This is a genomic window from Haloarcula litorea, assembly GCF_029338195.1.
In the GTDB taxonomy this organism is placed as follows: domain Archaea; phylum Halobacteriota; class Halobacteria; order Halobacteriales; family Haloarculaceae; genus Haloarcula; species Haloarcula litorea.
In genome coordinates this window covers 2,142,994-2,169,074 of sequence record NZ_CP119779.1, presented here as the reverse complement: position 1 = coordinate 2,169,074, position 26,081 = coordinate 2,142,994, and the positions used below count along the sequence as shown (strand labels likewise).

Sequence of the window (26,081 nt, the reverse complement as noted above, 5' to 3'; positions counted from 1 at the left end):
GGGACGGACTTAAACTCCGTTTATTCGGACTCGGCCGCGGTCAGCCGCTCCGACAGCCACGCGCGGTGGACGGTCACCGCGTCCGTGCCGGTGCGCTCGGGGTAGCCCGGCCGGGTCACGACGCCGTCGCTGTCGACGGCGGCGGCCGCGACGGCCGCGAGACGGTGGGCGGCCGTCACGTCGGGCAACGGCCGCACCGAGCGGTACCCCTCGCGGAACGCCGGAGCCAACCGATCGCTGTCGACGCCGTACCAGCGGGCGACCACGTGCTCGGTCTTGGCGACCGACAGCGCCGGGTCGGCGGCGCGCGGCCCGCCCCAGTCCAGCACCGCCGCCAGCCGGCCGTCCGCGACGACCGCGTTGCCGGGCCGCAGGTCCCACGGGAACAGCCGGGGTCGGCGGTTCCCCGTCGGCGGATCGGGGGCCGCGGCCACCGCGGGCCGCAGGTCGTCGAAGGCCGGCGGGAGTGCCGCGAGCGCGTCGGCCGCGTACTCGCGGGCGACGGCGGCGCTCGTTCGGCCCGCCGCGACGAGGCTGCCGTCGTCGAGGCTCACCGCCCCCGCACCGTCGAAGGGGAACGCGTCGTGGAGCGTCCCCAGGATCGAGCCGAACCGCCGCGCGAGTCGCACCCGGTCGTCGGTCGGGAGCGCGACGAACCGCTCGTGGAGGTCCGCGCCGGCGACGTGTTCCGTGACGAGGTAGCCCCGCCCGTCCAGTTCGCCGGCCGCGACGAGTTCCGGGACCGGGACGTCGGTCCGGTCGGCGACGGCCCGCAGCAGCTCGGCTTCGGTCCGGAGCGCCGCCGCGTCGTTTGCCGTCTGGACCACCAGCGACGGCCGGTCGCGGTAGCGGGCCACGACCGTCCGCTTGTGGTTCCCCTGTGGCGGCCGCTCGAGGGCGTCCGGCGGGGCACCGACGACCCGATCGAGGACGGCCTCCGCGGCGGTCACCCACGGTCCTCCCGGGCGCGCTGACGGTCCAGGACGGCGGCCAGGTCCGACGGCGCGCCGAGGACGTACTCCGGCCGGTACCCTTCGGTGTCGCCGGGCTCTCGCGGACACCACGCCGCCTGCAGGCCCGCCCCGTGTGCGCCCGCCACGTCGTGACCGAGCGAGTCGCCGACGTACAGCGTCCGCTCGGGCGCGGCCCCCAGCGTCTCGCAGACGTCGTGGAACGGCTCCGGGTGCGGCTTGCGCCGGGGCAGGTCGCCGGCGTAACAGACCGTCTCGACCCGCTCGGTAAGCGCGAGCGCCTCGACCTTCGGGCGCTGGCGGTCGGCCGGCCCGTTCGTCAGGAGCGCGACCGGGCCGCGGTCGCGGGCCGCCGACAGCGCCGTCTCCGCGCCCTCGCGGAACGCGACCGCCCGCCGGTCGACGGCGTCGAGCAGCCCGGCGGCCAGGTCGTCGGCCGGGACCGTTCGGTGGCCGTGTTGGGCGGCGACGCGGCGGAACCCAGCGGCGAGGTACGATCGTTCGTCGCGGGGGTCGGGCGGCCCCGTCAGGGCCGCCCACAGTTCCTCGACCTCACCGAACGGTTCGCGGTCGACCCGCTCGAACGCCGCCGCGTACAGCGCGGCCTCGTCCTGGGTCGACTCACAGAGGGTCCCGTCGAGGTCGAACACCACCGCCGCGATGTCTGTCACACCAGTTCCAGGGGTTCGGCGAGCAAAACGGTTCGGACGGCCGCGGCAGACGCTAGTCCGCGACCGCTTCCTCGGAGCCGCTCACCGCGCTCGGGTCCTGGACCCAGAGGTCGCCGAACAGGTCGTCCTGCTGGAGGCGGACGCGACCGCGGTGGGCGAGAAAGAGCAGGCCGAGGAACGTCTCGACGCGGGAGCCCCCGGCCTCCTGTACCTCCCGGTACAGCACCTCATCGCGGCCCTGCTCGTACTGCTCGCGGACGGCGGCGTAGACGTCGTCGATGATGTCGTCCATGTCCTCGGCGTGGGCGGTCTCGGCCACGTCCGTCGCCGAGGGTGCGCGGTCCATCCCCATATCGGCCGCGCCGCGGTAGTCCAGCTCCTGTGGCCCCCGCTGGTCGCCCCCCGGGGAGTCGCTGGTGTCGTACTCCCGGGACTCCTTCCACCACGAGTCCCGCTCGGCCTCCCGGAGGTCACGGACCAGTTCATCAAGCGTCTGGGGCATCCCGCGGGCGCGGCGGCGCTCCAGCCGGCGGTCCATCTCCGACTCCAGCGCCGAGAACGGGTCCGGCTCCTCGATCGGATCGTCGGCCTGCATCGCCCGCTCCCACGGCTCGACCTCGTCGTCGTCGGACTCGTCCTCGCCCAGCATCGCGTCGCTCTTCATCCGGATGAGGACGGAGGCGTAGAACAGCGCCCGGCCCGAGGTCCGCAGGTCGCCCTCGTCGATGCGGGCGAGGAACTTGTCGGTGACCCGGACCACGTCGATGTCCCACGGGTCGATCTCGCCGTCGTCGGCCAGCTGGACGAGGACCTCGACGGGTTCGACGTCCTCGTCGTCGGCCTCGCCGTCCGCGCGTTCGCCCTCGGTCAGGAGGTCGACGTCCTCCTCGGGAGCGGCGTCCCCGTCGCCCGGCGGGGTCGCCGACTCCGCCGAGCGGCTCGGCCGCTCGCGGTCCTCGTGGCCGGTGATGTCCAGTGGGATGTCGTCGTCGGTCATGGGTCAGTCGTCCGCCGGCACCTCCTCTTCGTCGGGGCCGTCCCCGGAGAGGTCGATGCCGGTGACGGCCGAGACGTTGTCGCCCTGCATCATCACGCCGATGGCCCGTTCCGAGCGCTCCAGCAGGGCCGAGCGGTGCGAGACGACCACGAACTGCGCGTCGCCGGCCAGTTCGTCGACCATCTCCCCGACGAGTTCGGCGTTGGCCGCGTCGAGGAAGGCGTCGACCTCGTCCAGCGCGTAGAACGGCGCGGGGTTGTGCCGCTGGATGGCGAAGATGAACGCCAGCGCGGTCAGTGACTTCTCGCCGCCCGACATCGCGGCCAGGCGCTGGATCGGCTTGTCGCCGGGCTGGGCCTTCATCGTCAGTCCGCCCTCGAAGGGGTCGGCCTCGTCCTCCAGGTGGAGGTGGCCCGTGCCGTTCGAGAGCCGCTCGAAGATGTCCTCGAACTGCTCGTTGATGGCGTCGAAGGACTCCATGAACGTCTCCTTCTTGCGGGCCTCGTAGGTGTCGATGCGGTCCCGGATTCCCTCGGCCTCCTCGACCAGCGTCTCCTTCTGGTCCTCCAGATCCGCCAGGTCGTCAGCGACGCTGTCGTACTCCTCGATGGCCCGCATGTTGACCGGTTCCAGGGCCGCCATCTCGTCGGCGAGCCGCTCGATCTCGGCCTCGACGGTGTCGTGGTCGGGGACGTCCTCGGGGTCGTAGTCGCCGACCTGGGCCTCGAGTTCGTCGACCTCCCACTCCAGCCGGTCGCGGTCCTCGCGCTCGTCTTCGAGGTCCCGCTCGACGTCGGTGACCTTCGCCTGCTGCTCGTCGCGGGCCTCCTTGGCGGCCTGGAGGTCCTCGCGGAGGGACTCGCGCTCCGCCTTGAGCTCCGCGAGCTCGTCCTCCAGCTCCGCGACCTCCGCCTCCTTCTCGGCTTTCTCATCGCGCTTGTCCTCGATCCGGGATTCGAGGTCGGCGATGCGCTCCTCCTTCTCGGCCTTGCGGTTCTGTGCGGCCTCGATGTCGTCGTGGAGGTCCTCGATGGCCTCCTCGGCGTACTGCTTCTCCAGCTGGAGCTCGTTGAGCTCGGCGTCGAGGTCGTCCATCCGGTCCTCCAGGTCGGCGATGTCGTCCCGGATGGCCTCCCGTTCGTCGGTGAGGGCCGGGAGCTCGGAGTCCTGGACCTCCGCCTCGAGGTCGTCGATCTCGCCCTGGAGCCCGTCGATGGCCTCCTGTTTCGTCTCGATCTCCGCTTCGAGCTCGTCCATCTCGTCGGCGACCGACTCCCGCTGGTCGGCGATCTCCGCGAGGTCGTCCTCCAGGTCGTCGATGCGCTCGCGGGTCTGTTCGAGGGCGCTCTCTTTGCGCTCGATCTTCGTCTCGATGTCCCGCACCTGCTCGGTCGCGTCGGCCTCGCGCTCGCGGGCGTCCTCCAAGCGGTCCTCGACGTCGCGGAGGTCGTCGCGCACGTCCGCGCGCTCGTCTTCGAGTTCGTTGATGCGCTCGGCGACCCGTTCGAGCTTGCCGGCCCCGCCGGAGAAGGAGAAGCGCGTCCCCGAGGACGATCCCCCGGTCATCGCGCCGGACTTCTCGACGAGGTCGCCCTCCAGCGTCACCATCCGCCAGTCGCCCATCAGGTCCCGGGCGGTGTCCATGTCCTCGACGACGACGGTGTCGCCCAGGACGTAGGAGAACACGCCGGCGTACTCGCGGTCGTAGTCGACGAGGTTCGCCGCGAAGTCGACGACGCCGTCGTGGGTCGGCAGCGACGGCAGCGAGCGGTCCTGCATCTGCGTGATCGGCAGGAACGTCGCCCGGCCGGCGTTGCGCGATTTGAGGTACTCGATGCAGGACTGGCCGACGCCGTCGTCGTCGACGACCACGTGGGCCAGCCGCCCGCCCGCCGCCGTCTCGCAGGCGGTGGCGTACTCGGGGTCGACCCCGCCCAGCTGGCCGACGGTGCCGTGGACGCCCTCGCGGTCGGCGTTGAGGATCGCCGTCACCGCGCGCCCGTACGAGGAGTCGCCGTCCTCGCCGGCCTTGGCCTCGAGCTGGGCGTACTCCTGCTGTTTCGCGCTGATCTCGTCTTCCAGCTCGTCGAGGTCGGACTGGAGCTCGCGCTTCTCGGCCCGCAGGTCGTCGACCACCTCGCCGATGGTCTCCTTGTTCTGCTCTGCCTTCTCCAGTTCGCGTTCGAGGTCCTCGATGTCCGCCTCCAGTTCGGGGATCTCGGCCTCGGCGTCCTCGATGGCGGCGCGTTTCTCGTCTTCCTCGTTGGAGCGGCGGCGGGCCTCGTCCAGGAGGCGGTCCTGCTCGCGCTGGAGGTCGTTGCGCTCGCTTTTCAGCGCCTCCAGCCGGTCGCGTTTCGCATCGAGTTCGTCCTTGATCTCCTCGAACTCCTCGCCGATGTCGTCGATGCGCTGCTGGACCTCCGCGAGGTCGGTCTCCTTCTCGGCGATCTCGGCCTTGACGTTGGACTTCTCGACTTTGGTCTCGCGGATGTCGCTCTCCAGGTCGTCGATGGTCTCCTGCTTGCGGTCGATCTGGACGAACGCCTGCCGGCGCTCGTTCTCGGCGTCCTCGACGGCTTGCCGGGCCGTCTCGATCTTGTCCTCCAGCCGGGAGATGTCGCCCTTGATCTCCTCGATTTCCCGCTTGATCGCGAGCTGTTCGTCCTCGCCCTTGCGCTCGATCTCGTTGTTGAGCTCGTGGAGCTCGTCCTCCAGGCGGACGACTTTCCCCTGGCGCTCGTCGAGTTCGCGTTGCAGGTCCTGGAGTTCGTCCTCCAAGTCCTCGATTCGGTCCTCGACGGCCGACAGTTCCTCGCGCTTGTCCTCCAGTTCGGCGGCCTTCCGGTAGCCCTCGTACTCTTCTTTCTCCTCGCGGAGCTCCTGGTACTCCAGGGCCGTCTCGCGCTCGTCTTCGAGCTGGTCGAGGCGGTCCCGTTTCTCCTCGATGCGGAGTTCCGCCTCGTCGATGCGCTCCTGGACGACCTCCAGCTCGTCGAAGGCGTCGGCCTTCTTCTCGTCGAACTGGGCGACGCCGGCGATCTCGTCGATGATCTCGCGACGCGAGCCCGGCGTCATGTTGATGATCTCGGTCACGTCGCCCTGCATCACGACGTTGTACCCCTCGGGGGTGACGCCGGCCTGCGCGAGCAGGTCCTGGATGTCCGAGAGGTTGACCGAGCGACCGTTGATGTAGTAGTAGGAGTAGTAGTTGTCCTCGGTCTCCTTGACCCGGCGCTTGATACTGATCTCGTCGACGTCGCCGACATCCTCGGTGCCGGCGGCGTTGACGACCTGCGCTCGGTCTAAGGTCCGGTCCTCGTTGTCGAGGATGACCTCGACGCTGGCCTGCCGCTCGCCCGAGACGTCGACGTCCTCGTCGGCGTGCCCGGGGTTGTAGATGAGATCGGTCAGCTTCTCGGCGCGGATGCCCGAGGTGCGGGCCAGTCCCAGCGCGAACAGGATCGCGTCGATGATGTTGGACTTGCCAGAGCCGTTCGGGCCGCTGATGGTGGTGAAGTCTTCGTAGAACGGGATGCGGGTCTTCCGGCCGAAGCTCTTGAAGTTGTCGAGGACCAGCTCTTTGATGTGCATACGGTGGTGGGCCGTCTCCTACGCGACGATGATGTCGGAGCCGGAGTCGTCGTCGGTCTCGGACTCCGCCGACTCGGACGCGGCCTCGTCCTCCTTGTCCGCTCCCTCGGGACCCGGCGTGTTAGTTGTGTCGGCCCCGGTCTCGGGGACGATGATGTCGCCGCCGTCGTCGGACTCGCCGGACTGCTCGGCCTCCGTGTCGGGCTCGGTCTCGGACGACTCTGCGGAGTCGCGCCGTGCGTCCGCCCCGAAGCCGCTCTCTTCGTCGACGGTGTTCTCCAGTTCACGCAGGCGGACCTTGCACTCGACGAGCTCGTCGGTGAGTCCCTCGACGGAGGCTTCGAGTTCCTTGACGCGCTCCTCTAACTCCTCGACACGGTTGCCACACATACGCGTCAACGAACCACCCTATAGCCATAAACTTACGTCAGACATACAAAGTGAACTTGATACGTTCGGCGGGTCCCCGACGGATCGGGACCCGTCGCGTCGCCGGGTCGAACGCGCACGGGGTCGTTAGCCTTTAGCCGGCGGCCACCGAACCGCGGGTAATGACTGCACAAGCCGCCGAGTCCCGCGAACTCGCGGCCGTCATCGGGCTGGAGGTCCACGTCCAGCTCGAGACGGAGACGAAGATCTTCTGTGGCTGCTCGACCGACGTCGGCGACGACGAGCCCAACACCCACACCTGCCCGGTCTGTCTGGGCCTGCCGGGGGCGCTGCCGGTCGTCAACGAGGGGGCCGTCGAGGCCGCCGTCAAGGTCGGGAAGGCCATCGACGCCGACATCCCCGCCGAGACCACGTTCCACCGGAAGAACTACTACTATCCCGACCTGCCGAAGAACTTCCAGATCACGCAGTACGACGCCCCCATCTGTCAGGACGGCGACCTCGCGTTCTCCGTCGAGGGCCAGCGCCGCTCGGTGACGATCCGGCGTGCTCACCTGGAGGAAGACCCCGGCTCGATCAAGCACGTCCGGGAGGGCACCGGTCCCCTGGAGTCGCGGGTCTGCTCGATCGACCGCGCCGACTACACGCTGATCGACTACAACCGCGCCGGCACGCCGCTGATGGAGGTCGTCACCGAGCCGGACTTCCGGGAGCCGAAGGAGGTCCGGGCGTTCCTGGAGAAGCTGGAGGAGGTGCTGGAGTACCTGGGCGTCTTCGACGCCACCCGCGACGGCAGCCTCCGCATCGACGCCAACCTCTCGATGGTCGACGCGAGCGAGGTGAGCGAGGACGGCAGCATCGACGAGTCGGTGCTGGAAGACGCCAACCGCACGGAGGTCAAGAACATCTCCAGCCACAAGGGCGCGGAGCAGGCCCTCTCGTTCGAGGCCTCCCGGCAGCGCAAGCTCATCCAGTCCGGGCGCGCGGTCGAACAGGAGACCCGCCACTTCAACGAGACTCACGGCAACACCGTCTCGATGCGCTCGAAGGAGGAGGAGAAGGACTACCGCTACTTCCGCGAGGCCGACCTGCCGCCCCTGGAGGTGGCCGACTGGAAGGAGGCCATCGACATCCCCGAACTGCCCGACGCTCGCCGCGAGCGGTTCGTCGCCGAGTACGGCCTCAGCGGGGAGGCGGCCTCGAAGCTGACGAGCACGAAGCAGGTCGCGGACTTCTTCGAGGACGTGGCCGCGGAGTTCGACGCCGACCTGGCGGCGACGTGGGTCGCCGACAACCTCCTGGGCGAGCTGAACTACCGCGATATGGCGATCACCGACGTCGACCACCGGCTGGACGAGGTGGCCCGGCTCGTCGAACTCGTCGCCGAAGACGAGATCACGGCGAAGAACGCCCGCGAGACGGTCCTCCGGGAGATGCTCGACGAGGGCGACGCGCCCGACGAGATCGTCGAGCGTGAGGAGCTGGGCAAGACCTCCGGCGACGAGGTCCAGCAGGCCGTCGAGGAAGCCATCGCGGAGAGCCCCGACGCCGTGGAGGACTACCACAGCGGCGAGGACGGCGCGCTGAACTTCCTCGTCGGCCAGGTGATGGGGAAGACCGGCGGCAGCGCCGACCCCGGCGAAGTCAACGGGCTACTGCGCGAGAAACTGGAAGAGTAGCCCCGGTCCACGGGGGCGTCGGCCCCCGAGAGCGGAGCTACCAGACGACGAGTTCTGGAACGAGAACAATCGCGGCGACGAGACAGCACAACGAGAGGAGCGCCACCAGACGGAGGACGCCCGCCGTCCGCCGTCGGGCTTTCGGGAGAGACTCGGCGACCCCGGCGAGCGTCGCCCCGAAGACCATCACGAGCAGCCAGGGTTGCGGGGAACCGTTGCTGGCACTCCAGACGTAGATCCCGGTGAAAGCGAGCGCGCTCGCGAACTGGGCCAGCGAGTTGGGTCGGCCGGACGGCTCACTGAACAGGGTGTCCGCGACGACGGAGGGCATCGGACGAAACGTACACCCGAGCGGGGGATAAGGATTGCCTCGACCCCGGCGTGCCGAGAGTTCCCACCCCGACACAGCGCTTTTCTCCGCCGCCGCCGACCGTGTGGCTATGTCGACCGACACTGTCGAACTCGGAGAGATGACCTGGACGGAGGTCGAGGCGGCCCTCGACGACGGCGTCGACACGGCCATCGTGGCCGTCGGGGCCGTCGAGCAACACGGCCCGCACCTTCCGCTGTTGACCGACACACTCCGCGGGGACGCCATCGCGGAGCGGATCGCCGACGAACTGGGCGACGCCGTCGTCGCGCCGACGATCCGGCCCGGCTGTTCGGGCCACCACATGTCATTCCCGGGGACGATCACCGTCCCGCCGGCGGTCCTGATGGACCAGATCCGGGCCTACTGCCGGTCGCTGGACGAGCACGGCTTCGCCCACGTCGTCCTCGTCCCGACCCACGGCGGGAACTTCGCCCCGGTCAACACCGTCGCGCCGGAGCTGGGCCGGGAACTGGACACGAACGTCGTCGCGCTGGCGGACCTACAGGAGCTGATGGAGCTGGGGAACGCGGGGTTGGCCGACGCCGGCGTCGACTACCGGGAGCCGGTCGTCCACGCCGGGGCCGTCGAGACGGCCGTGTTGCTGGCCGTCGCCGAGGACCTGGTCGACACCGACAGCTTCGAGGTCGGGACCGAGGGCGAGGTCAGCACGGCGCGCCTGCTGAGCGAAGGGATGGAGACGATCACGGAGAACGGCGTCCTCGGGGACCCGAACCACGCGACGGCGGCCGCCGGCGAGGCGATCCTCGACCGGGTGGCCGAGGCCTACGCCGAACAGGTCGAGGCAGCGCGAGCCGCCGTCGAGTAGTGACGGGGCCAGCGGCCGCCACCGTCGATCGGATCGGGGTCTCGTCGAACCCGGTCCCCGGGCCGACGGCGTGTCGGCGTCGCGACGGGCCGAGTCCGGGCGACCGCGAGCGTGGTCAGTCCCAGGCGTCGGGGCCGAAGTCCGGGTCGATCCGGCGGTCGGTCCGGTCGATGTCGTCGATGCGGGCGACCTCCTCGTCGGACAGCGAGAGGGCGGTGCTGGCGAGGTTGTCGGCGACGTGGTCCTCGCCGGTCGCCTTCGGGATGGCCGTGACCCCCTTCTCGCGGAGCCACGCGAGGCTGACCTGTGCGGCGCTGACGCCGTGGTCGTCGGCGATGTCGGTCAGCACGTCGCTCTCGAACACCTCGCCGCGGGCCAGCGGCGAGTAGGCGACGAGTTCGTAGCCGTGCTCCTCGGCGTGGGCACGCAGTTCGTCCTGCGGGAGGAAGGGGTGGCACTCGACCTGGTTGGCAAACAGCGGCGCGTCGAGGATCTCCATCGCCTCCTCGACGTGGTGGGGCTCGAAGTTCGAGACGCCGACGTTGCGGATCGTGCCCTGCTCGTAGAGTTCGTCGAACGCCGAGAGGGTCCCCTCGGGGTCGTACTCGCCGGCCGGCCAGTGGACGTACAGCAGGTCGACCGCGTCGACGCCGAGGTCGTCGAGGCTCCGCTCTGCGGTCTCGAGGACGTCGTCGTGGGCGAGGTTGGAGTTCCACACCTTCGTCGCGAGGAAGACGTCCTCGCGGGCCACGCCGGCGGCGGCGATGCCGTCGCCGACCGCGGCCTCGTTGCCGTACGCCTGTGCGGTGTCGACGTGACGGTAGCCCATCTCCAGGGCCGTCTCGACCGTCTCCGCGCACTGGTCGGCGTCGTCGTTCTGCCACGTTCCGAGGCCGAGCATCGGCATCCCGTCGGCGCGCGCGACGCTGTCGGGTTCGATCTCTCGTTGGGTCATCAGAGGGCGAAAGCGGGTCACGCCGAAAGGGGTTGTGGAAGCGGCGGTCCTGGGCCGCGTCCAAACCGACATATTCAGGACGGGGACCCACCAATCCCCGTGTATGACAGAGGGTAGTCCGGACGTGTCACGCCGGGCCTTCATGCGGACCGCCGCGGGGGCCACGGCAGTCTCGGCCGCAGCGGGCACCGCGACCGCACAGGAAGGGAACAACAGTAGCAGCGGCGGCGGTGGCGGCGGTGGCGGCGGTGGCGGCGGTGGCACCCCGGACTTCGACGGGTTCCTCGACCCGGTCACGAACTTCGACGGGACCGTCGTCGACGCGACCGGTCAGGACACGGCGACCGTCGAAGTCGGCGTCCAGCAAGGCGGCGGTGCCTACGGGTTCGGCCCGCCGGCCATCCACGTCGACAACGGCGCGACCGTCCAGTTCGAGTGGACCGGCGAGGGCGGCAGCCACAACGTCGTCTCGCAGGGCGAGGGACCGTTAGACTCGGGCAGCGCCGTCGCCAGTTCCGGCGTCAACTACGAGTACACGTTCGAAGAGGACGGCATCTACCCCTACTACTGCGCCCCCCACCAGGGCCTCAACATGAAGGGTGCCGTCGTCGTCGGCACCGACTACCCGACGACCGGTGGCGGCGGCGGTGGCGGGTCCGAGGGGGCTCCGGAAGTCCCCGGCAGCGCGAAGACGCTCGGCGTCGCGACCTCGTTCGTGATGGTCGCGACGCTGGGACTGGCGTACTTCTTCATGCGCTACGGCGGCAACTACGAGACGCCCGACGTCGAGTAGCGGACTCAGACGGAGTCCGGCGTCGTCGTTATCTCGAGGTCGACGTCGCGACGCTGCCCCTCGATGTCCCGGACGACCCGTTCGACGATGTTCGTCGCCTCCTTCTCGACGAGCGGTTTGACCTTCTCGACGACCCAGTCCAGCGAGACGAGTCGCGGGAGGTCGACGGCGTCCGACGACGCCGACGAGGGGTCGAACTCGATGTGGAGGACGACCCGCGAGGCGGTCTCGACCCCCTCGGGTGCCTGTTCGGGCACCTCGTCGACGCGCCAGTACCCCGCCGCGTCGATGTCCTTGACGATCCGCCAGTCGATGCGGTCGGGCGGATCGACGCCGGTCACCTGCGACCGGGCGGTGTAGGTGAGTTTCCACCAGGAGAAGACGAGGTCGTAGTGGGTCCCCGGAGCGCCGTCGCCGTCCTGTCGCACCCGCTCGATGTACTCCGAGTAGCGGGCGTACCCCGGGAAGTCCAGCAGGAACTCGTACATCTCCTCGGGGGGCGCGTACACCACCGTCCTGACCTCGACTTCGTCCACGGGAGGTAGGGGTGGGACGCGGACGTAAACTTTCGGGCGGCGGGCGGACAGACACCGGCCGAAACTGCCGAATGATGCACTGTAGAAATAATTCGAAACAGGAAATATTATCACCCTGTATCCAGTAGACCGGAGTACATGAGTGCATCCGACGTCCAGCGGGCCGAGCACGACGACGGGGAGCCCGGCGGCTGGGACGCCGTCCGTGACCTGCCGCCGAGCGCGAAGCTCGTCGCGAAAGTGCTCGACTACAACGACGCACTGACTCAGAGCCAGCTCGCCGAGGAGACGATGCTCCCGCCCCGGACGGTCCGGTACGCGCTGAACCGGCTGGAAGACGTCGGGGCGGTCGACTCCCGCTTTTCCTTCGCCGACGCGCGCAAGCGGATCTACACGCTCGCACTGGAGTAGCTCCGCGAGCGAGACACGCGGGGCAACGTTGATTAGTTCCCGAACAGAGACCTTTGGTATGAAAGTCGTCCTGATTGGGGTCGGACAGGCGGGCGGCAAGATCACGCAGTCGCTCGCCAAGTTCGACTACGAGATGGGGTTCGAGGCGGTCAGGGGAGCCCTCGCCGTCAACACCGCCCGGCCCGACCTCCAAGAGCTCGACATCGACACGGTCCTCATCGGCCAGGACCGGGTGAAAGGCCACGGCGTCGGCGGGGACAACGAACTCGGGGCCGAGATCATGCAGGAGAACGCCACCGAGATCCTCGACGAACTCGACGGCCGCATCACCACCGAGGCGGAGGCCGTCGTCGTCGTGGCGGGGCTGGGCGGCGGCACCGGCTCCGGCGGCGCGCCGATGCTGGCACGCGAGCTCAAGCGCATCCACGAGAAGCCCGTCTACGTCCTCGGCGTCCTCCCCGGGAAAGACGAGGGCGGGCTCTACCAGGCCAACGCCGGTCGCTCGCTCAAGACCGCCGCTCGCGAGGCCGACTCCCTCCTGCTCGTCGACAACGACGCCTGGCGAGGCTCCGGCGACAGCGTCGCCGCCGGCTACGAGCGCATCAACGACGCCATCTCACAGCGCGTCGGGCTGCTGCTGGCCTCCGGCGAGGCCGTCGACGGCGTCGGCGAGAGCGTCGTCGACTCCTCGGAGATCATCAACACCCTACGTGGCGGCGGCATCTCCTCGATCGGCTACGCCAGCGCACAGGCCAGCGAGGACCCCGGCGAGAACGTCAACACCATCACCAGCGTCACCCGCAACGCCCTCCTGACGAGCATGAGCCTCCCCAACGCCGTCGAGGCCGAGTCCGCGCTCCTCGTGATCGCCGGCGACCCCGAACGCATCTCCCGGAAGGGCGTCGAGCGCGCCCGCCGCTGGGTCGAGGACGAGACCGGCAGCATGGAGGTCCGGGGCGGGGACTTCCCGCTCGGGTCGGACAAGCTCGCGGCGCTCGTGGTCCTCTCGGGCGTCGAGCGCTCCGCGCGCGTCGACCAGTTCATGGAGCGCGCCAACGAGGCCGCCAAGTCCCAGGGCGGCACCACCGACCCCGACGAGTTCACCAACGACGACCTGGACAACCTTCTGTAGGCCCGTTCGTTACTTCGGGGAGGACGCGCCGCGGCCCGCCCGCTGGAAACGTGATCAGGCCAGGCTCGACCCGTCGAACTCGGTGCGGTCGTAGTCGTGGTCCAGGAGGTCGAGGATCGTCGGCGCGATGTCGTAGAGGTCGGCGTCGTCGATGCGGGTGTCAGCGTCGTCGACCAGCAGCGTCGCGTTGTCGAACGAGTGCATCCCGTTGCGCGGCCCGACGTCGAACACCTCGTCACTGCCCTTGAAGCCGGCCTTGAGGTCGAACCCGTGGTTCGGGATGACCACCAGGTCCGGCGCGATGTCGTCGTGGTCGCCCCGGAAGGCGTCCTCCTTCGTGACGACGCGGTCGGCGACCTTCCGGCCGTTGGGACCCTCCAGGGCTTCGAGTTTCTCCTTGAGTTCTGTCCGGACGGCCTCGTGTTCGTCCTCGGGGACGGCACCCTTCGGCTCGCGGCCCTCCGTGTTGATGTAGAAGCGGCCCGGGATGAGCGAGTAGGCCCGCGTGTCCGCGCTGATGTCGCCCAGTTCCGAGTGGTCGTCGTCCTCGTACTCGAGCCACCCCTGCCGTTCGAGCCACTCGTTGAAGTGGACCTCGTGGTCCAGCGAGGTGAAGCCGTGGTCGGAGGCGACGACCATCGTCACGTCGTCGGCCAGTTTCTCCCGGAGCTTCCCGAGGTACTCGTCGACCGTGCGGTAGAACTCGAAGAACTCCTCCTGGTACTCGCCGTCCTCCTCGTAGTGTTTGAACAGGAAGTGGTTGACCCGATCGGTGGTCATGAAGACGCCGAAGAAGAGGTCCCAGTCGTCCTCCTCGACGTAGTGGGCGAACGTCTCGTAGCGCTTCTCTAAGGTCTCGTGGGCGTCCTCGACGAAGTCGGACTTGTCCTCGTCGTGGCCGAGCTTGGCGTTGACGTCGATGCGGTAGTCGGTCGATTCGAGGCGGTCGCGGAGTTCGTCGGGGTAGGCGGCCTTGTCGACGCCGGGCGAGAGGAACCCGGAGACCATCCGCTGGACGTTGCGCTGGGGCGGGAACGTGACGGGGACGTTCAGGACGGTGGCGTCCCGTCCCTCGTCTGTCACGCGGTCCCAGAGGCGGGTCGCCTGCACGTCCCGCCCCATCGGGACGTAGGTATCGTAGGAGCCGACCTCCCGGTCCTGGAAGCCGTAGACGCCCGTCTCGCCGGGGTTGACGCCGGTGGTCAGGGCGGGCCAGCAGGCCGACGACTCCGGCGGGACGATGCTGTCGATGGGGCCACCGGCACCCTCCTTCTTGAGCTCGGTGAGGTTGGGGAACACGTCGGGATGCTCGTCGATGAGGCTGTACGGCACACCGTCGATGCCGAAGAAGGCGACGCGGGGCGCGTCGTCACCTTTCAGACGGTCGAATAGTCCCATACCGGCCTTAGAGTGGTCGGGGACAAGAAGCTTCTTTTCGCCACTCCGTCCCGGAAAGCGGCAAGGCGAGCGGGGTTACGACGACCGGTCCGCGTTCTCGGGCACGACGGTCAGGTGAGCGATCGTCGGCGGTTCCGGCGTCTCTCGGTCCGGTTCGACCGTCGGGTGATCGAGGGTCGCGTTCGATTGATCGGTCGCCATCGTGCACACACGTTGGATCGGGACGGTCAAAAGATTACCCATAATCATAATACATCGGCAACGTCTGCCGATATTATCGGGAGGAATACGCGGCGGGGTACGGGGTCCGAGAACGGGAGTGCGCGTCGCGTTACGCGAACTTCTCGTCGTAGAGGTCCTGGGCGTGCTCGATCGCGTCCTTCGCCGCCGCCTTGTCCTCCCAGCCCAGCGTCTCGACTTCCTTGCCCTCCTCGAGGTTCTTGTAGGTCGCGAAGAACTCGTCGATCTCGTCGAGTTGCTGCTGGGGGATGTCTTCCAGGTCCTCGATGTGGTCGTACCGGGGGTCCTCCGAGGGGACGGCGATGACCTTGTCGTCCTGCTCGCCGTCGTCGTCCATCTTCATCAGCGCGACGGGACGGGCCTCGATGACACAGCCGGGGAACGTCTGGTCCTCGACGAGCACGAGCACGTCGAAGGGGTCCTCGTCGTCGTAGTACGACTGCGGGATGAACCCGTAGTCCGAGGGGTAGTGGACGTTGGAGTGCAGCACCCGGTCGAGGACCACGCCGGGGATGTCCTTGTCGTACTCGTACTTGTTGCGCTCGCCCTTGAGGCACTCGACGACGGCGTAGATCTCTTCGGGCGGGTTCGGTCCTGTCTCGAGGTCTTCCCAGAGGTTCGCCATCACACGCGACTCCACAGCGCCCGCAAAAAGTCCTTTCGTAACGGCGACCGACGGGGACTCGGTCACAAGATTTTTTACTAGGGGTACTCGACACTCACAGAGATCCGGTGAAGCCGGGGCGACCATCCGGTCGAGGAAGACAGGTGAAAACAGACAGCCTTCGGACACTGGCGGTCGTCCGAGAGATACGGCTCCGTCTTTCGATGATTCTGTGTGGGACGTGGGAATTAACAAGTGTTAAATAGGTAGATGACATTCTACTAACTATGTCAGAGGCACAATCCGTCACGGGCAGCCCGGGCATCGCGAAGGACCTGACCGCGTTCCAGCAGAACATCCTCGTCATCCTCGCCGAGGAACCCCGCTACGGCCTCGCGATCAAGCGCGAACTCGAGTCGTACTACGACGACGAGGTCAACCACGGTCGACTCTACCCCAACCTCGACGACCTGGTCGAGATGGGACTGGTCGAGAAGAGCGAACTCGACAAGCGAACCAACCAGTACTCGCTGACCGACGACGGCAAGGAGGCCGTCCTCGACCAGCTGGGCTGGGAGTTCTCGAAGTTCGTCACCGGTGAGGACCGCGCCGACGAACTGCGCGACCTCGTCGACGACAAGGCGTAACCGGCTATCCCGGGAAGCGGCTCCCGGCTTCTTCGACCGTCAACTGCACCGACTCCTCGAGCAGCGCCTGCTGTCTCTCCGTGGGCCAGGCGTTGCGCGGGAAGTACTCCTCGCGGAACTCCGCGAGCTCGTCCTCGGTCGCCTCCGCGATCGGCTTCCCGTAGTGGTTCCCCATAAAGTCCGCCAGGGCGTGCGCCGTGGTACCGTGGGGGTCACCGTGTTCCGCGGCGACTCGCTCGGCGACCGCACGGTTGCGCTCCTCCACCTCGTCCCACTCGTCGGGGTCGCCGGGGCCGGAGAGTCGGACCTCGACGCCGCGGTCGGTGTCGTCGATGCGGTCGGGCCGGACCACGCCGTCCTCGACCCAGTCCGTCGGGTAGCAGACCAGCACGTCGCCGGTGTCCCCCTCGCGGATGCGGGCGGTGTAGCCGTGGTCGGCGAGCAGGCTCGCCCGCTCCTCGCGGTAGGCCGCCGCCGCGCCCTCGTCGACGGCCTCGCGCGCGAGTCTGGTGAGCCGTTCGACCTCCGTGACCGTCTCGGCTGGCAGGTCAGTCATCGAGTGCGTCGTTGGCCAACTCGTCGGCGCGGTCGTTTATCTCCCGCGGAACGTGCTCGATCTGCCACTCGTCGAACCCCGTCAGGAGTTCCCGGACCCGGACTCGCTTCTCGCGGAGGTCGGGATCGTTGGTGTCCCACTCCCCGCGGACCTGCTTGACGATGAGCTCCGAGTCGCCACGGACGTGGATCTCGTCGAAGCCGTGGTCGGCGGCCACCTCCAGCACCGTGACGAGCGCGTCGTACTCGGCCTGGTTGTTCGTCGCGCGGCCGATGGTCTCGCCGCCCTCGGTGACGATGCCGCTGTCGTCGACCAGGACGTAGCCGACCGCGGCCGGCCCGGGGTTGCCCCGGGACGCGCCGTCGAAGTACGCGTGGACCCGGCCCCCCTTCTCACCGCGGAGCAGCGCCTCGAGCCGCGCCGTCTCCGGACCCTGGACCACGACCTTTCCCTCGTAGGCGACAGCCGTCCCGCCCCCGTGCTCGGCGCGCCAGCGTTCGTGGTCCGTGTTCCCCGGCTCGACCGTCACACCGGCCGCCTGCAGGCGATCCCGGGCCTCGCTCTCGTCGCACTCGATGACTGGCATCGTTCGAAGGGGACCGGGCGGTCGCTAAAATCGTTGCGGTCGGCTCGACGCCGTCACTCGGCGGCGCTGTTGGCGATGCGCTGTGCGCCGGACTGGCGGCCCTCCTCCCCGCCGCGGATGCGGTCGACGCCGACGGCGATCCCCCCGAGGGTGGCGAGCACGCCGAGGAGGAGCGTGATCGTCAGCGTCGGGTCCTGCGGGAAGTAGTACAGCGTCGTCAGGATCATCACCGGCCCCGAGAGGGCACCCAGCACCGCCCCGACCGGGCTCGCCTGCTTGCCGGAACTGACTCGGTACGTCGAGTGGGCCAGCGCGATCGCGCCGATCTCGCCGGCGAGGAGGTTCATCAGCGCCACCTCGTAGGGGACCGTGAAGATCCCCGAGAGGAACACGAGTACGAGTGCCGACACGGTGCCCGCCAGCCCGATCCACTTCGCTGCGTTGACCATAGTTTATATCACCCGTTGTTACTGAGCGCAGCTACGTAATAGTTGTTCACGCAGAACCGCGGGGACAGGTTCATACCGGGGAGGGTCCAACCCGGAGTAGATGCGCCTCGACGAGTTCATCGAGGACTTCGAACGCGACCAGGCCGCCGAGAAGCGCCGGCTGGCCGAGGAGAAGTCCTACGCCATCACCGACCACTTGGACGACGTCGAGCGGCAGTTCGAGCAGGCGGTCCAGGGCGACTCGCTGTTCGGCTCGACCGCCCCGGAGATCTTCGTCGGTCGGTCGGGCTACCCGGACGTCTCGACGGGGCTGCTCTCGCCGGTCGACCGGGACGCCGCCGCCGAGACCTTCGCCACCAGCGGCGACTGGTACGACGCCGGCTTCGACATCGAGGACGTCCTCCAGCGCCGGACGGGGCTGCTCAACTCCACGCGACAGACCGCCGTCGACAGCGTGCAATCGGGCCGCGGGAACGACGCCGGCGGGGCCCACGACGTCTGGAACGGCTTCGTCGGCGTCCAGCGCGAGGTCGCCATCGCCGACCACCCCGTCGACGTGGAGGTAGGACTGGACGGGACCCCCGAGATCGACCTGCAGTTCGACGACGTCGGGACCCCGACCGGCCCGCGTGCGCAGGCGACCGGTGCGGACCTCGCGGAGAACCCCCACGTCCCCCGGCCCGTCGAGAAGACCCTCTCGGACGACGACTGGCAGGCCGAGGGTGCGATGGCGTACCTCTACCGCCGGGGGTTCGACGTCTACGACATCAACACGATCCTCTCGGCGGGCGCGCTGGGACGGGCCAGCGAGCGGTCGCTGGTGCCCACGCGGTGGTCGATCACGGCCGTCGACGACACCGTCGGCCAGTACGTCCGCGGAACGCTCCGGAACAGCGACACCATCGACAAACCGGAGGTTTGGTACAACGAGTACATCGGTAACCGCTACTGGGTCGTCCTGGCACCGGGCCGCTGGGAGTTCGAACTCGTCGAGATGAAAGCGCCCGAGAGCGTCTGGAATCCCGGGACCGGGGGCTACTACCTCGCGAGCGCGCACGAGGGGTACGAGGGCCGCACCGGCTACGTCGACGAGACCGCCGGGGCCTACTACGCCGCCCGCCTCGGGGTGCTGGAACACCTCAAGGAGCGGGGTCGGCAGGCGAAGTGCCTCGTGTTGCGCGAGATCACCGACGACTACTGGGCTCCGGTCGGCGTCTGGCAGGTCCGCGAGGGCGTCCGCAACGCCTTCGACGGCGATCCCGGCGTGGGACAGACGTTCCACGAGACGCTGTCGGCGGTGTCGGACCAGCTGCCCGTCAGCGTCGGCGCGCTCCGCCGGAAGTCGGAACTCGTCGCCGGCCTCCAGTCACAGCTCTCGGACTTCTAATCGTCGTCGGCGTCGGCCGGCTCGACCGCCTCGGCCTCCGTCTCGGTCACCCGGATGCCCTTCGAGGCGAGGTGGCGCATCTGCCGGCGGACGAAGTCCTCCTCGGTGGTGCCCCGCGTGGCGAGGACCACCATCCGCGCGTCGCCGGCGGGCCGCATCGTCCGGCCGGCCCGCTGTGCGCCCTGGCGGCGCGAGCCGCCCAGCCCCGAGGCGACGATCGCCAGTTCGGCGTCGGGCAGGTCGATCCCCTCGTCGCCGACCCGCGAGACGACCAGCGTGTCCCGCTCGCCCCGGCGGAACTGGTCGAACAGTTTCTCCCGGCGGGCGTGGCGCGTCTCGCCGCTGATGAAGGGGGCGTCCAGCGCCTCGCTGATGGCGTCGCCCTGGTCGAGGTACTCGACGAACACCAGCGCCTTCGCCTGGGGGTGCTGGGCCAGCGTGTAGCGGATCTCCTCGACCTTGCCGCTGTTGCCCGCGGCGGCCTGGCGACGGTCGTGGCCCGACGTGGCGGCGTACTCGGTCCGCTCGGCGTCGTCGCCCCACGGGACCAGCCGGATCTCCAGTTCCGGCTCGGCGACGTACCCCTCGTCGAAGAGCTTCCCCCAGTCGGTGCCGATCGGCGGGCCGACCAGCGTGAAGATCTCCTCCTCGTCGTCGCTCTCGCGGGTCGGCGTCGCCGTCAGCCCGAGGCGGTGTTTGGTCTGGAGGTCGGCGCTCCGGCGGTGGATGGGGCTGGGGACGTGGTGGACCTCGTCGTAGACGATCAGCCCCCACTTGCGCTGGTCGAACAGCTTCCGGTGGCGATCCATCCCGGCGGTCCGGTAGGTGGCGATCGTGACGGGCCTGATCTCCTTGGTGCCGCCGTGGTACTCGCCGATGTCCTCGTCGGTCAGGCTGGTGTGGCGGACCAGTTCGTCGCGCCACTGGGTCGCCAGCTCCCGCGAGGGGACGAGGATCAGCGTCTCGCCGCCGACCGCGGCCATCGCGCCCATCGCCGCGACGGTCTTTCCGGAGCCGGGCGGGCCGACGAACACGCCCGACCCCTGCTCGACGAACCGCTCGACCCAGTCGGCCTGGTAGTCCCGCAGGCGCAGGCGCAGCTCCACCGCCAGGTCGTCGCCGGTCTCCAGTTCGCGGTCGTCACGGACCGGGTAGCCGGCCTCGTAGAGCGTGCGCTTGACCTCGGCGGTCCGCTCCTCGTCGACCCACGACTCCGAGTCGGAGATTGGTGCCCGCAACAGGTCGTCGTCGAGTTTCTGCCGGGCGACGTTGCCCATCAGGTCGTCGCTCTCGGCTTCCAGCACCACGTAGCCGTCCTCGTGGGTGTACAGCCGGAACTTCCGGGCGCGCTCCCACTGGCTCGTCACCCACTCCTCCAGGTGAGGCGACCGTTCCCCGAGCACGTCCCGCATCGTCGCCAGCAGGTCGGAAAGCGACTCGTGGGGGGCCGCCCAGACGTCCTCCTCGCGGATCTCGTAGACGTACCCGCCCGAGCGGTTCGAGTCCTGCAGGCGCGCGAACTGCGAGAGCTGTGCCCGCGTGAACTGGTCTGGGTGCTCGACGACGATCTCCCGGCGGTCCGGGAACAGCACGACCCGCTCGCGGTCGGTCACCGCCGCGAGATCCGTCGGGTAGTAGACGGCGTCGGCCTCGCTCGCGTCCTGCCGTTCGATGTCATCGCCGTCGGCGAGCGCGTCCAGCGCCTCGCGGGCCTCGTCGGGCGTCAGCTCGCTCTTCCGGGAGAGTTCCGTCGCCGTCAGGTGGGGCCGCCCGACGGCGTCGATGGCGTCGTACACCGCGTCGAGTTCGATGTCGGCGTCGGTTGGCTCCTCGGCTGTCACTACCGACGGGAGGTGCCTGAGGGACAAACGGGTTTCGTCTGGTCGGCGGGACGGGCTCAGAACAGGCCGTAGTCGCTCACCAGGTCCTCGTAGCGGGACTCGTACTGCCCGCGGACGGCCGCGCGGTCGAACTCGGCCAGCGACTCGTCGACGCTCCGGCGCTCTAGGTCCGCCGACTCGACGATCGTGTCGGCGATCTCCTGTGGCGTCGTCACGCGGAACGCGCGGTCGCGCTGCTCGACGAGCTCGTGGGCGCTGGACTCGGCCTGGTACTCGACGATGCCGATACAGCCACACGCCAGCGCCCACAGCAGTTCGGTCGCGAAGTACTCGCGGAACGCCGTCTGGACGAAGACGTGTGCGCCCTTGTAGATGGAGAGCCGCCGATCCCGATCACAGGCCCCGACGAACGCCACGCGGTCGTCGATGCGGAGGTCGGCCGCCTCCTGCTCGTAGGCGTCCCGTTCCGGCCCGTCGCCGATTATCGTCGCCGACCAGTCCTTCTGCCGGAGTTCCGCGAGTCCGAGGAACAGGGACTCGACGTTCGCGCTCTCGTCAAGCGGGTGGGCGTAGACCACGTCGACCTCGTCGGCCGGCTCGGTCTCGCGGACGCGGTCCATCTCGATGCTGTCCGGGACGACGCTGGTCCGGTCCTCGGACGCGCCGGCCTCCCAGAGGGTGGCCTCGACGAGCTCGGAGGGCGCGACGAAGGCGTCGGGTGCCCGCAGCGACCAGTCGGCCGCCCGGGAGTCGGGCAGCGACTCGTCGCCGTACCACTCGACGACCAGCGGTGCCCGGGCCAGCGTCGCGCCGACGTTCGCGGCGAGGACGGCCGAGGGCGGCGTCGGGACGGCGTGGACCACGTCCGGCCGGTAGTTCGCCAGCAGGGCCGGCAGACGGGTCAGGAACGACGGGAGCGTCGGGGAGACGGTGACGGCGCGGTAGGTCACGTTCTCGGGCTCGAACCGCTTGTTCATCCCGCCCCACCACTGGGAGCAAAAGACCGACACCTCGTGGCCGGCGGCGGCGAGGTCGCGGGCGACCCGCTCGATCCGGGTGCGGCCCGCCGTGTCCCGGTGGTGGCTCGTCTCCATAGCGACGACCGCGACACGCATACCCTGTCACTCGACGTGGGCCGGCAAAAATCCACCCGTTCGCCGCGAAGGGGTTTTCACCGCCAGGCCCGACGGACCGCTATGGCCGAGTACGACCTCGAACGGTACCTGAACGTCCGCAGCGCGTACGGAGCCTCTATCGGGCCGGACGGGCGGCTCGCCTTCCTGATGGACACCACCGGCGTCGGGCAGGTCTGGACGCTCGACGAGCCCGGCGGCTGGCCCGAACAGCGGACCTTCTACGACGAACCCGTGAGCTTCGTCGACTACTCGCCCGAGCGGCCCGAACTGGTCTTCGGGATGGACGAGGGGGGCAACGAGCGCGCCCAGCTCTACCGGCTGGACCCGGACGGCCACGTCACCGACCTGACCGGCCACCCCGACGCGAAACACCGGTGGGGCGGCTGGCGGCCCGACGGCGAGGCGTTCGCGTTCGCCTCGAACCGCCGCGACGAGGCCGTCTTCGACGTGTACGTGCAATCGCGAGACGCCACCGGCGACGACGCCGATCTGGTCTACGAGGGCGACGGCTGGTTCACCGTCGGCGGCTGGTCGCCCGACGGCGAGCGCCTCGTCCTCAGCGAGGCCCACTCCAGTTTCGACCAGGACGTCTACGTCCTGGACGTCGAGAGCGGCGAGACGACCCACCTGACGCCCCACGAGGGCAGCGTCCGGTACACGAGCGTCTCGTGGGGCCCCGAGGGAGAGGCGCTGTACCTCGTCACCGACGAGCGCAGCGACACGCTTGACCTCGCACGGCTCTCGCTGGACGGGGAGCTGGAGGTCGTCCGCTCGGACGACCGGTGGAACGTCGACGGCGTGAGCGTCGACCGCGACACCGGCCGCCTGGCCTACTCCCGGAACGTCGACGGCTACACCGACCTCACCGTCGGCGAACTCGACGGACCGACCACGATCGAGGAGTTCCCGACGCCGGACCTGCCCGGCGGCCTGGCCGGCGGGGTAGCGTGGGGTCCCGACGCCGACCGCTTCGCCGTCAGCGTCACCGGCCGCACCGTCAATACGAACGTCTTCGTCGTCGACACCGAGACCGGCGAGAGCGAGCGCTGGACCCGGGCCTCGACGGCGGGCATCCCCACCGAATCGTTCGTCGAGCCCGAGGTCGTCCGGTTCGAGAGCTTCGACGGGCGGGAAATCCCGGCGCTGTTCTCGGTGCCCGCCGACGCCGGCGCGGACGGCGACACGCCGGTCGTGGTGGACATCCACGGCGGGCCGGAGAGCCAGCGCCGGCCCTCCTTCGCCGGCCTCACGCAGTACTTCCTCTCGCGTGGCTACGCGGTCTTCGAGCCGAACGTCCGCGGCTCGACGGGCTACGGGAAGGCCTACACCCACCTCGACGACGTCGAGAAGCGGATGGACTCCGTGAGGGACGTCCGGGCCGGCGTCGACTGGCTCCACGACCACCCGGCGGTCGACCCCGACCGGATCGTCGCGATGGGCGGCTCCTACGGCGGCTTCATGGTGCTCGCGTCGCTGACGGAGTACCCCGACCTCTGGGCGGCCGGCGTTGACGTGGTCGGCATCGCCAACTTCGTCACCTTCCTGGAGAACACCGGCGACTGGCGGCGGGAACTCCGGGAGGCGGAGTACGGCTCGCTGGCCGAGGACCGCGAGTTCCTGGAGTCGATCTCGCCGATCAACCGCGCGGACCGGATCAGCGCGCCGCTGTTCGTCCTCCACGGCGCGAACGATCCCCGCGTCCCCGTCGGCGAGGCCGAGCAGATCGCCGCGGAGGTGGCCGACAGCGGCGTCCCGGTCGAGAAGCTGATCTTCGACGACGAGGGCCACGGCATCAGCAAGCGCGAGAACCGCATCGAGGCCTACACGCGGGTCGTCGACTTCCTGGACGACCACGTCTGAGTCGGTCAGTCGCCGGCCGCGGCCGGGGCCTACTTGAACCCCCGTCGAACCGGGTGCGTAGCGACCGCCGGAGGACGCAGCGACGCGGTCGACGCGCCCGCCGCCGTCCCCGGGTTCCCGCCGATTCAGCCGCTGAGAACGAGTGACTGGCTTTATCCGAGTCCGGGCCGAGCGCCTGCCTATGGACGCAGCCGATCGATCGCGAGCCGCCGTCGAGGACTACATCAGGGAGTTGGAGGCGGAGTTCGGCTCGCTGTCGGTCTCGCAGACGACCTTCGAGGTGGGCGCGGGACACTACCAGCGCGCGGTCGAGCAGTCGTCCGCGGGCCGACTCGACGTCCACGCCCTCGTCGAGGACGAGGACGGGGCGGTGCTACTCCACGAGGGGGACGGTGAGTGGGTGCTTCCGCGGGGGCAGACCCGACCGGAGGAGTCGCCCGGCGACGCGGCCGAGCGGGTCGTCAGCGAGGCCGTCGGTGCCGACTGCACGGTGACCGACGCGGTGAAGGCGACCATCTCCGGGGTCCGGAACGGGGACGACGCGTCCGCGGAGACGGTGTACCGGCTCGCCGTCGTGTTCACCGTCGAGCTGATCGAGTCGCCGGACGCCCCCGGCGAGGCGGTCCGCTGGGACGCCGACCGCGACCCGGTCAGCGAGGTCGTCTAGACGACGCCGGTGACCGTCGCCGCCTCGATCGCCGCCGCCTCGCTCATCCCGTCGCCGAGGATCGTGTAGCGGTCGCGGATGTCGTGGGCCGTCGTCAGCGCCTCGATGACCGTCTCGTCGTCGATGCCCAGCTGGTCGGCCGTGGTCGGTGCGCCGATGGCCGCCAGCGCGTCGCGGACGTCCCGCCAGCGCCCCTTCGGGCCGCTGTGGAGGTACTCGGTCATAACCGCCCCGACGCCGACCTGGTGGCCGTGCAGCGCGGCCCCGGGCGCGATGCGGTCAAGCTGGTGCGAGAAGAGGTGTTCCGCGCCGCTGGCGGGTCGGGAGGAGCCCGCGATCGACATCGCGACGCCGGAGGAGACCAGCGCCTTCACCACGATCCACGACGACTCCTCCAGCCCCTGTTTGATGGAGTCGGCGTTGTCGACGAGCATCTCGGCGGTCATCTGTGAGAGCGCGCCCGCGTACTCGGAGTAGGTGACGTTCTGGAGCCGGTGGGCAAGCTCCCAGTCCCGGACGGCGGTGTAGTTCGAGATGATGTCCGCACAGCCGGCCGTCGTCAGCCGCCACGGGGCCTCCGCCAGCACCTCGGTGTCGGCGACGACCGCCAGCGGCGGTTCGGCGGCGACGCTGTGGCGCGTGTCCCCCTCGGGGACCGAGCCACGGCCGGAGACGATGCCGTCGTGGCTGGCCGCCGTCGGGACCGAGACGAAGCCGATCCCCAGGTCGTCGGCGGCCATCTTCGTGATGTCGATGGCCTTCCCGCCGCCGACGCCGAGCATGAACCCGGCCTCGACGTCCTCGGCGTGGGAGATGACCCGCTGGACGGCGTCGAAGCTCGCCTCGTCGACGACGATCTCGGCGGGGTCGTAGCCGGCGTCGGCGAACTGCGCGACGACGCGCTCCCCGGCCACCTCGTGAGGCGTGGGGCTGGAGACGACCAGCGGCCGGCCCGAGAGGTGGAGTTCGTCGACGGCGTCGAGCGTCTGATCGAGCACGCCGTGCCCGACGACGACGTTCCGCGGGAGTCGAATCCACGTCGACTTGTCGAACATACGCCCTCTCGACTCCCCGCCGGGAAAACGGTTCCTCCTCGCAGGACCCGCGCTCCCGGTGTCACGCGGTGGCCGCCGAACGCGTAACCCGAGGTTACCGCTCCGAAGCGGGGAGAACCGCGGATCCGGAGCGCGACCGGCGGACGGACCGGCGCGGACCTCGGCGATCGAGGCACGGTCGGCGTTACCCTGGTAGTGTGTCACAAACTAAGCGAGGGCTGCTGGTATCTTCTGAAACGGGCGTGAGACAGGCGGTCCCGCCCGATCGGGAGATTCAGTATGACAGTGAGACCCGTCGAACCGGTTCGGAACGCATCGCTGGGCGAGACG

General features: G+C 69.3%; 26 protein-coding genes. 9 read left to right on the top strand and 17 right to left on the bottom strand.

The window, feature by feature from the left end; genetic code table 11:
- Positions 1-20 precede the first annotated feature (20 nt).
- From P0592_RS11655 to P0592_RS11635, 5 genes are read right to left on the bottom strand one after another with little or no spacing between them, the layout of a single operon-like run.
- A complete protein-coding gene (locus tag P0592_RS11655) occupies positions 21-950 on the bottom strand; it encodes a phosphotransferase family protein (protein ID WP_276271057.1) in 930 nt (309 codons plus the stop codon).
- Positions 947-1,642, bottom strand: a complete 696-nt coding sequence (locus P0592_RS11650; RefSeq protein ID WP_276271056.1) for an HAD family hydrolase — start codon at positions 1,640-1,642, stop codon at positions 947-949. The genes P0592_RS11655 and P0592_RS11650 overlap by 4 nt, the downstream gene beginning before the upstream one ends.
- Positions 1,643-1,694: 52 nt before the next feature.
- The gene (locus P0592_RS11645) at positions 1,695-2,639 is read right to left on the bottom strand and encodes a segregation/condensation protein A (RefSeq protein WP_276271055.1); all 945 of its coding nucleotides are present in this window, start codon (positions 2,637-2,639) and stop codon (positions 1,695-1,697) included.
- Positions 2,640-2,642: 3 nt separating this feature from the next.
- Positions 2,643-6,230, bottom strand: a complete 3,588-nt coding sequence (gene smc, locus P0592_RS11640) for a chromosome segregation protein SMC (RefSeq protein WP_276271054.1) — start codon at positions 6,228-6,230, stop codon at positions 2,643-2,645.
- An 18-nt stretch (positions 6,231-6,248) separates the two neighbouring features.
- On the bottom strand, positions 6,249-6,620 hold the full coding sequence (locus P0592_RS11635) for a DUF7518 family protein (RefSeq protein ID WP_276271053.1): 372 nt from the start codon (positions 6,618-6,620) through the stop codon (positions 6,249-6,251).
- Positions 6,621-6,781: 161 nt separating this feature from the next.
- On the opposite strand from P0592_RS11635, the gene gatB reads away from it, so the two are divergent.
- Positions 6,782-8,299, top strand: coding sequence for an Asp-tRNA(Asn)/Glu-tRNA(Gln) amidotransferase subunit GatB (gatB, locus tag P0592_RS11630; protein ID WP_276271052.1), 1,518 nt, complete (start codon positions 6,782-6,784; stop codon positions 8,297-8,299).
- Between the two features lie 37 nt (positions 8,300-8,336).
- Here gatB and P0592_RS11625 read toward each other — a convergent pair whose 3' ends face one another.
- Complete coding sequence (locus tag P0592_RS11625) at positions 8,337-8,630, bottom strand: DUF8011 family protein (RefSeq protein WP_276271051.1); 294 nt, start codon at positions 8,628-8,630, stop codon at positions 8,337-8,339.
- Positions 8,631-8,739: 109 nt separating this feature from the next.
- On the opposite strand from P0592_RS11625, the gene P0592_RS11620 reads away from it, so the two are divergent.
- Positions 8,740-9,498 (top strand): creatininase family protein, encoded by a 759-nt coding sequence (locus P0592_RS11620; RefSeq protein WP_276271050.1) that lies wholly within the window; start codon positions 8,740-8,742, stop codon positions 9,496-9,498.
- 115 nt (positions 9,499-9,613) lie between these two features.
- Here P0592_RS11620 and P0592_RS11615 read toward each other — a convergent pair whose 3' ends face one another.
- Positions 9,614-10,405 (bottom strand): aldo/keto reductase, encoded by a 792-nt coding sequence (locus P0592_RS11615; RefSeq protein ID WP_276273933.1) that lies wholly within the window; start codon positions 10,403-10,405, stop codon positions 9,614-9,616.
- A gap of 151 nt (positions 10,406-10,556) precedes the next feature.
- Here P0592_RS11615 and P0592_RS11610 point away from each other — a divergent pair, with 151 nt between their 5' ends.
- Positions 10,557-11,246, top strand: coding sequence for a halocyanin domain-containing protein (locus P0592_RS11610; RefSeq protein WP_276271049.1), 690 nt, complete (start codon positions 10,557-10,559; stop codon positions 11,244-11,246).
- Between the two features lie 5 nt (positions 11,247-11,251).
- On the opposite strand, the gene P0592_RS11605 is transcribed toward P0592_RS11610, so the two are convergent.
- Positions 11,252-11,782, bottom strand: a complete 531-nt coding sequence (locus P0592_RS11605) for a type II toxin-antitoxin system RatA family toxin (protein ID WP_276271048.1) — start codon at positions 11,780-11,782, stop codon at positions 11,252-11,254.
- Between the two features lie 138 nt (positions 11,783-11,920).
- Here P0592_RS11605 and P0592_RS11600 point away from each other — a divergent pair, with 138 nt between their 5' ends.
- Complete coding sequence (locus P0592_RS11600) at positions 11,921-12,193, top strand: MarR family transcriptional regulator (RefSeq protein WP_276271047.1); 273 nt, start codon at positions 11,921-11,923, stop codon at positions 12,191-12,193.
- Positions 12,194-12,251: 58 nt separating this feature from the next.
- Positions 12,252-13,325, top strand: a complete 1,074-nt coding sequence (locus P0592_RS11595) for a tubulin/FtsZ family protein (RefSeq protein ID WP_276271046.1) — start codon at positions 12,252-12,254, stop codon at positions 13,323-13,325.
- Between the two features lie 54 nt (positions 13,326-13,379).
- Here the strand turns inward: P0592_RS11595 and P0592_RS11590 are convergent, their stop codons facing one another.
- From P0592_RS11590 to P0592_RS11580, 3 genes are all read right to left on the bottom strand, one after another.
- Positions 13,380-14,723: an alkaline phosphatase family protein gene (locus P0592_RS11590; protein WP_276271045.1), complete on the bottom strand. Its 1,344-nt coding sequence runs from the start codon at positions 14,721-14,723 to the stop codon at positions 13,380-13,382.
- Between the two features lie 75 nt (positions 14,724-14,798).
- A complete protein-coding gene (locus P0592_RS11585) occupies positions 14,799-14,924 on the bottom strand; it encodes a hypothetical protein (RefSeq protein WP_276271044.1) in 126 nt (41 codons plus the stop codon).
- Positions 14,925-15,054: 130 nt separating this feature from the next.
- A complete protein-coding gene (locus P0592_RS11580; RefSeq protein WP_276271043.1) occupies positions 15,055-15,588 on the bottom strand; it encodes an inorganic diphosphatase in 534 nt (177 codons plus the stop codon).
- A gap of 266 nt (positions 15,589-15,854) precedes the next feature.
- On the opposite strand from P0592_RS11580, the gene P0592_RS11575 reads away from it, so the two are divergent.
- Positions 15,855-16,214 (top strand): PadR family transcriptional regulator, encoded by a 360-nt coding sequence (locus P0592_RS11575; protein WP_276271042.1) that lies wholly within the window; start codon positions 15,855-15,857, stop codon positions 16,212-16,214.
- A 4-nt stretch (positions 16,215-16,218) separates the two neighbouring features.
- Here the strand turns inward: P0592_RS11575 and P0592_RS11570 are convergent, their stop codons facing one another.
- The 3 genes from P0592_RS11570 to P0592_RS11560 are packed head-to-tail and all read right to left on the bottom strand — an operon-like array spanning position 16,219 to position 17,805.
- Positions 16,219-16,770 carry a DUF7108 family protein gene (locus tag P0592_RS11570; protein ID WP_276271041.1) on the bottom strand — a complete coding sequence of 184 codons (552 nt, stop codon included), beginning with the start codon at positions 16,768-16,770 and terminating at the stop codon, positions 16,219-16,221.
- Positions 16,763-17,356, bottom strand: coding sequence for a ribonuclease HI (gene rnhA / locus P0592_RS11565; RefSeq protein WP_276271040.1), 594 nt, complete (start codon positions 17,354-17,356; stop codon positions 16,763-16,765). The genes P0592_RS11570 and rnhA overlap by 8 nt, the downstream gene beginning before the upstream one ends.
- A 53-nt stretch (positions 17,357-17,409) precedes the next feature.
- Complete coding sequence (locus P0592_RS11560; protein ID WP_276271039.1) at positions 17,410-17,805, bottom strand: hypothetical protein; 396 nt, start codon at positions 17,803-17,805, stop codon at positions 17,410-17,412.
- Positions 17,806-17,905: 100 nt separating this feature from the next.
- Here P0592_RS11560 and nreA point away from each other — a divergent pair, with 100 nt between their 5' ends.
- Entirely contained in the window at positions 17,906-19,192 is a 1,287-nt protein-coding gene (gene nreA, locus P0592_RS11555) for a DNA repair protein NreA (protein WP_276271038.1), read from the top strand.
- On the opposite strand, the gene P0592_RS11550 is transcribed toward nreA, so the two are convergent.
- The gene (locus P0592_RS11550; RefSeq protein WP_276271037.1) at positions 19,189-21,033 is read right to left on the bottom strand and encodes a DEAD/DEAH box helicase; all 1,845 of its coding nucleotides are present in this window, start codon (positions 21,031-21,033) and stop codon (positions 19,189-19,191) included. The genes nreA and P0592_RS11550 overlap by 4 nt on opposite strands.
- Before the next feature lie 56 nt (positions 21,034-21,089).
- Positions 21,090-22,148, bottom strand: coding sequence for a glycosyltransferase (locus P0592_RS11545; protein WP_276271036.1), 1,059 nt, complete (start codon positions 22,146-22,148; stop codon positions 21,090-21,092).
- Positions 22,149-22,229: 81 nt separating this feature from the next.
- Here P0592_RS11545 and P0592_RS11540 point away from each other — a divergent pair, with 81 nt between their 5' ends.
- Positions 22,230-24,029: a S9 family peptidase gene (locus P0592_RS11540; RefSeq protein ID WP_276271035.1), complete on the top strand. Its 1,800-nt coding sequence runs from the start codon at positions 22,230-22,232 to the stop codon at positions 24,027-24,029.
- A 181-nt stretch (positions 24,030-24,210) separates the two neighbouring features.
- Positions 24,211-24,696 carry an NUDIX hydrolase gene (locus P0592_RS11535; RefSeq protein WP_276271034.1) on the top strand — a complete coding sequence of 162 codons (486 nt, stop codon included), beginning with the start codon at positions 24,211-24,213 and terminating at the stop codon, positions 24,694-24,696.
- Here the strand turns inward: P0592_RS11535 and P0592_RS11530 are convergent.
- On the bottom strand, positions 24,693-25,751 hold the full coding sequence (locus tag P0592_RS11530; protein ID WP_276271033.1) for an NAD(P)-dependent glycerol-1-phosphate dehydrogenase: 1,059 nt from the start codon (positions 25,749-25,751) through the stop codon (positions 24,693-24,695). The genes P0592_RS11535 and P0592_RS11530 overlap by 4 nt on opposite strands.
- Between the last annotated feature and the right edge of the window lie 330 nt (positions 25,752-26,081).